We start from the raw sequence: 5000 nt of genomic DNA on the forward strand, positions 1-5000 counted from the left end.
CTTCTACCTCTCTCAAAAGCTCCCGGGCCGATTTCCGCAATGCCCCCTGCCCGAAAATCGCCCACTGCTCAGTATAGTCAGAGGTTGCAACATGAATTTGAGTCGCAATATTATTTAAAGCCTGAGCAAGCTTTTCTATCCGCTCATCAGCCGTCTCATTTTCTTTCGTAAAAATCACTTCAACTCTGTGATTGGTCTGTTTTTTCTCAAGCCCTTTTACGAGATGTGCGTCAAAAACAACAATAACCCTGTTCCCTGTATACGATTGATATTCCGCCATTTTCTGAATCAGTACGTCTCTCGCCTCTTCAAAACTGTTCGCTTTTAAATCCTTCAGCTGCGGCCAGGCTCCAATCATGTTGTATCCGTCTACTAACAGGATATCCATGGGTCTTTATTCTCCCAGAGGGTTTCGTTTCCGGTAGACTTCATACATCAAAAGACCAGCCGCGACAGATGCATTCAGTGAAGTTACCTTCCCGGCCATCGGGAGTTTAATGAGAAAATCACACTTTTCTTTAACGAGGCGGCCCATCCCTTTTCCTTCACTTCCAATGACTAAAGCCAAAGGCATATTGCCGTCCATATTGCGGTAATCTTCACGCGCGGATGCATCCGTTCCGACAACCCAGATCCCCCGCTCTTTCATTTCTTCTAACGTCCGCGCCAAATTGGTGACTCTTGCTACAGGAATGTGCTCAATTGCCCCTGTTGAAGCTTTAGCCACTGTTGTTGTCAGCCCGACAGCTCTCCGCTTTGGAATCACGATGCCATGGGCGCCGACCGCATCAGCCGTTCTCATAATGGAACCGAGATTATGAGGGTCTTCAAGCTCGTCCAGAATGAGGAAGAAAGGCTGTTCATTTCTTTCTTCGGCTGCTTTATATAAATCGTCCAGTTCTGCATATTCATACGCTGCAACCTGTGCCACTACGCCTTGATGCTGCCCTGTCACCATTTGATCGAGTTTTTTTCTCGGGACATATTGAATCGTGATTCCCTGCTTTTTCGCAAGCTCAATCACCTGCTGTGCTTGTCCCTTTACGGTGTTTTCCGCCATCCACAGCTTATACAGCTTACGATCTGATTTTAACGTCTCGATCACTGCATTTTTCCCTATGACGTAATCATGTTGCTGACTCATTTGTTTTCCTCCCTGACGTTCCGAATTGTATAGCTTCGGCAACGAGCTGACTAAGTCTTTCCTCTTTTTTCTCTAGAAAAAGATAGCCAAGCAGCGCTTCAAATGCTGTACTATAGCGGTATGTCTGAACATCTGTATTTTTAGGTGTCGTTCCCGACTTCGCATTTCTGCCTCTTTTCAGCACCGCTTCCTCTTCTTCCGTAAAAAATGATTGATCCTGCAGAAAGAATAGGATCTCAGCCTGTGACTTTGCCGACACGATCCGGCTTGATTTCTTATGAAGATCATTTGGTTTGGTAAAACCCTGCTTAAGCAGGTGATGCCTTACATACACTTCAAAAATGGCATCACCTATATAAGCAAGCGCAAGACCGTTAAGCTGCTTTGAATCTTTTATCGTTTCAAAATCAAGCATCCGTTATTCTCCCCGTTTCCAGCGAGTGCCTTGAGCCGTATCTTCAAGAATGATATTCATGCTTTTCAGCTGGTCGCGGATCTGATCTGACAGTGCAAAATCGCGATTTCGGCGCGCTTCATTTCTTTTTTCGATTAAGTCTTCAATCTCTTGATCGAGAAGTTCCTGCTCGCCCAATGAAAAACCGAGGACAGATACAATGCGGTCAAACATGCCGATAAACGCCGTAATCACATGATCAGCCGTATGATCTTTCTGAAGATAATAATTGGCATGCTTCGCTAAGTCGAACAAGACAGAGATGGCATTCGCCGTATTAAAATCATCGTCCATCGCCTCTTCGAATGCTTTGCGGTGTTCTTCAACTTTCTCAAGCCATTGATCGTCATCTTCCGTTAAATTCGTACTGCTGTTCAGACGGTGCTGAAGGTTGCTGTACGCTGTTTTCAAACGATTAAATGCGCTTTTCGTATTCTCCAGAAGCTCTTCTGAATAGTTAATCGGGTGGCGATAATGAACAGATAGCATAAAGAATCTCAAAAGCTGCGGATCATGCTGTTTAATGATGTCATGCACAAGCACAAAGTTGCCCAGTGATTTTGACATTTTTTCATTATCAATATTGATATAGCCATTATGGAGCCAGTACTTCGCAAACGTTTTTCCTGTCAGTGCCTCAGATTGCGCAATTTCGTTTTCATGGTGAGGGAATGTTAAATCCTGTCCGCCCGCATGGATATCAATCTGGTCACCCAGATACTTTTTCACCATCGCTGAGCATTCAATGTGCCAGCCCGGACGGCCTTTTCCCCAAGGGCTATCCCAAGAGATTTCTCCTTCTTTCGCCGCTTTCCACAGCGCGAAATCAAGAGCATCTTCTTTTTTCTCGCCGACCCGGATGCGTGCACCTGATCTCAGTTCATCAATAGATTGCTGAGAAAGCTTTCCGTATCCTTCAAATGCTCTTGTTTTGAAATAAACGTCACCTTCTGATTCATAAGCGTATCCCTTTTTCACGAGCTGATCTACGAATTCGATAATCGCATCCATGTTTTCCATCACTCGCGGATGAAGGTCGGCTTTTCGGCAGCCGAGCGCACCTACATCTTCAAAGTATGCTTTAATAAAACGCTCTGAAATGGTAGGTACGTCCTCACCGAGTTCATTTGCCGCTTTAATTAATTTATCGTCTACGTCTGTAAAGTTAGAGACATACTGCACATCATAGCCTTTATACTCCAGATAGTTTCGAACCGTATCGTATACGATAGCCGGACGAGCGTTTCCGATGTGAATGTAATTGTAAACCGTCGGTCCGCACACGTACATTTTCACTTTTCCCTCTTCAAGAGGAACGAATGTTTCCTTCTGTCTAGTCAATGTATTATAAAGAGTGATTGTCATTTTTGATTGATCCTTTCTTTTCTGTCTTCAAGTTCTGCCTTCAGCTCTAAAATCTGGTGTTCCAAAGACTTAAAGCGATCAGCAACCGGATCGGGCAAATCCTGATGGTTTAAATCGCGTCTTACTTTCTTGCCATTTTGTACAACGACCCGTCCAGGGATGCCGACAACTGTTGAAAAATCAGGAACATCGTGCAGCACGACTGAACCAGCTCCAATCTTTGAGCCTTCACCGACAGTAATTGAACCGAGCACTTTAGCACCTGTGGCTATCAATGCGTCATCTTTAATCGTTGGGTGCCTTTTTCCCTTTTCTTTCCCCGTTCCCCCGAGGGTAACCCCCTGAAAAACGGTTACGTTATTGCCGATTTCACATGTCTCCCCAATGACAACCCCCATACCGTGGTCTATGAAAAATCTTCTCCCGATAGTAGCGCCGGGGTGGATTTCGATCCCGGTAAAAAATCGGCTTACCTGAGATATAAGGCGTGCAAGGAAATAAAATTTTCGTTTATATAAAGCATGTGCAATCCGATGCGCCCATATAGCATGTAAACCGGAATAAGTTAAAATCACTTCAAAATAGCTTCTTGCTGCAGGATCTTGATCGAACACTGTATCAATGTCTTCTTTGAGCATTCTAAAAAACACATGCTTCCCCCCACTTCTCTATCTGATTTCCTCTTCACCCAATAAAAAAAGCGCCTCTGCATGAAAACATGACAGAGACGCTTTAACCGCGCGGTTCCACTCTGTTTGAAAAGCAGACTTCTGCTCTCCCAACTTCAGCCTGTAACGGCGGCGGCCGCCTTTGAATACTGATTTCGAAAAATGTTCTTCAAAGGTCTTAAGGGCGCACTTCTAAAACCCGGCTCATGGATCTCTCTCAGCCAATGAAGATCCTTTCTGTAAAGGCCTAAAGCTCTATACTCTTCCCTGTCAACAATCATTTATTTAGATATTTTTTAAACGCTGAATTGCAGTTTCTTTACCGATCAATTCAATTGATTGCGGCAGTTCCGGACCGTGAGTTTGCCCTGTTACGGCAACACGAATCGGCATAAACAGTTTTTTCCCTTTATGGCCAGTTTCTTTCTGCACTGCTTTGATTGATGCTTTGATGTTATCCGGAGTGAACTCCTCAAGCTCTTCAAGCTTCGCAGCGAATGTGCTGAGCACTTCAGGAACCTGTTCCTCTTCCAGAACAGCTTTTGCTTCTTGATTATACTCGATCTCATCCGTAAAGAACAAATCAGTCAACTCAACAATTTCCGCACCGTAGCTTAATTGCTCATGATACAGGGAAATCAGTTTACGAACCCATTCTTGTTCTTCAGCAGAAAGCTCAGCGCCAACTTTGCCGGCTTTTTGCAAATGCGGAAGCGTCAGTTCAATAACCTGATCAAGATCCAGCTTCTTCACGTATTGATTGTTAACCCATTTTAGCTTATGCATATCAAACAAAGCTGGTGATTTAGATAAACGGTTTACATCAAAAATGTCAATAAACTGTTCTTTTGTGAATAGCTCTTCTTCCCCAACCGGTGACCAGCCAAGCAGGCCGATAAAGTTGAACAGCGCTTCCGGCAAGTAGCCAAGCTCTTTATACTGCTCGATGAATTGAATAATGGACTCATCGCGTTTGCTGAGCTTTTTACGGCTTTCATTTACGATCAGCGTCATGTGTCCGAACTGAGGAATATCCCATCCGAATGCTTGATAAATCATAATCTGTTTCGGTGTGTTAGAAATATGATCCTCACCGCGCAGCACGTGTGTCATTTTCATTAAATAGTCATCAATAGCTACTGCGAAGTTGTAAGTCGGCGTTCCGTCCTTTTTCACAATAACAAAGTCGCCAATGCCATCTGATTCGAAAGAAATTTCGCCTTTTACGATATCGTTGAAGGCAATGACTTTTCCTTCCGGCACGCGGAAACGAATACTTGGCTTTCTGCCTTCAGCAATAAATTTTTCCTGTTCTTCCTGAGACAGATTTCTGTGTTTTCCGGAATAACGCGGCATTTCTCCGCGGGCT

Annotated in this window: 6 protein-coding genes and 1 other annotated feature; all 6 genes read right to left on the reverse strand. The window is 44.2% G+C overall.

Annotated features, from left to right (window positions below; all coding sequences use genetic code 11):
- The coding region (gene rae1, locus RAC86_RS35195; protein WP_377886668.1) for a ribosome-dependent mRNA decay endonuclease Rae1/YacP at positions 1 to 388 on the reverse strand (388 nt) is incomplete at its 3' end.
- Positions 389 to 394: 6 nt separating this feature from the next.
- The gene (gene rlmB / locus RAC86_RS35200; protein WP_003225755.1) at positions 395 to 1144 is read right to left on the reverse strand and encodes a 23S rRNA (guanosine(2251)-2'-O)-methyltransferase RlmB; all 750 of its coding nucleotides are present in this window, start codon (positions 1142 to 1144) and stop codon (positions 395 to 397) included.
- On the reverse strand, positions 1128 to 1559 hold the full coding sequence (locus RAC86_RS35205; protein WP_003242030.1) for a mini-ribonuclease 3: 432 nt from the start codon (positions 1557 to 1559) through the stop codon (positions 1128 to 1130). Before RAC86_RS35205 ends, rlmB begins: the two co-directional genes overlap by 17 nt.
- Positions 1560 to 1562: 3 nt before the next feature.
- Positions 1563 to 2963, reverse strand: a complete 1401-nt coding sequence (cysS, locus tag RAC86_RS35210; RefSeq protein WP_014112339.1) for a cysteine--tRNA ligase — start codon at positions 2961 to 2963, stop codon at positions 1563 to 1565.
- Positions 2960 to 3613 carry a serine O-acetyltransferase gene (cysE, locus tag RAC86_RS35215; RefSeq protein WP_014112338.1) on the reverse strand — a complete coding sequence of 218 codons (654 nt, stop codon included), beginning with the start codon at positions 3611 to 3613 and terminating at the stop codon, positions 2960 to 2962. The genes cysS and cysE overlap by 4 nt, the downstream gene beginning before the upstream one ends.
- Positions 3614 to 3683: 70 nt before the next feature.
- Positions 3684 to 3914 (reverse strand) — a binding site (T-box leader).
- Between the two features lie 2 nt (positions 3915 to 3916).
- Positions 3917 to 5000: glutamate--tRNA ligase (gene gltX / locus RAC86_RS35220; protein ID WP_377886671.1), on the reverse strand; the 1084-nt coding region annotated here is incomplete at its 5' end.

Source organism: Bacillus sp. LR_5 (assembly GCF_042709275.1).

Bases quoted from the DNA above. Each gene is read 5' to 3' on its own strand.
- rlmB (WP_003225755.1), bottom strand. From the start codon at position 1,144: ATGAGTCAGCAACATGATTACGTCATAGGGAAAAATGCAGTGATCGAG.
- RAC86_RS35205 (WP_003242030.1), bottom strand. From the start codon at position 1,559: ATGCTTGATTTTGAAACGATAAAAGATTCAAAGCAGCTTAACGGTCTT.
- cysS (WP_014112339.1), bottom strand. From the start codon at position 2,963: ATGACAATCACTCTTTATAATACATTGACTAGACAGAAGGAAACATTC.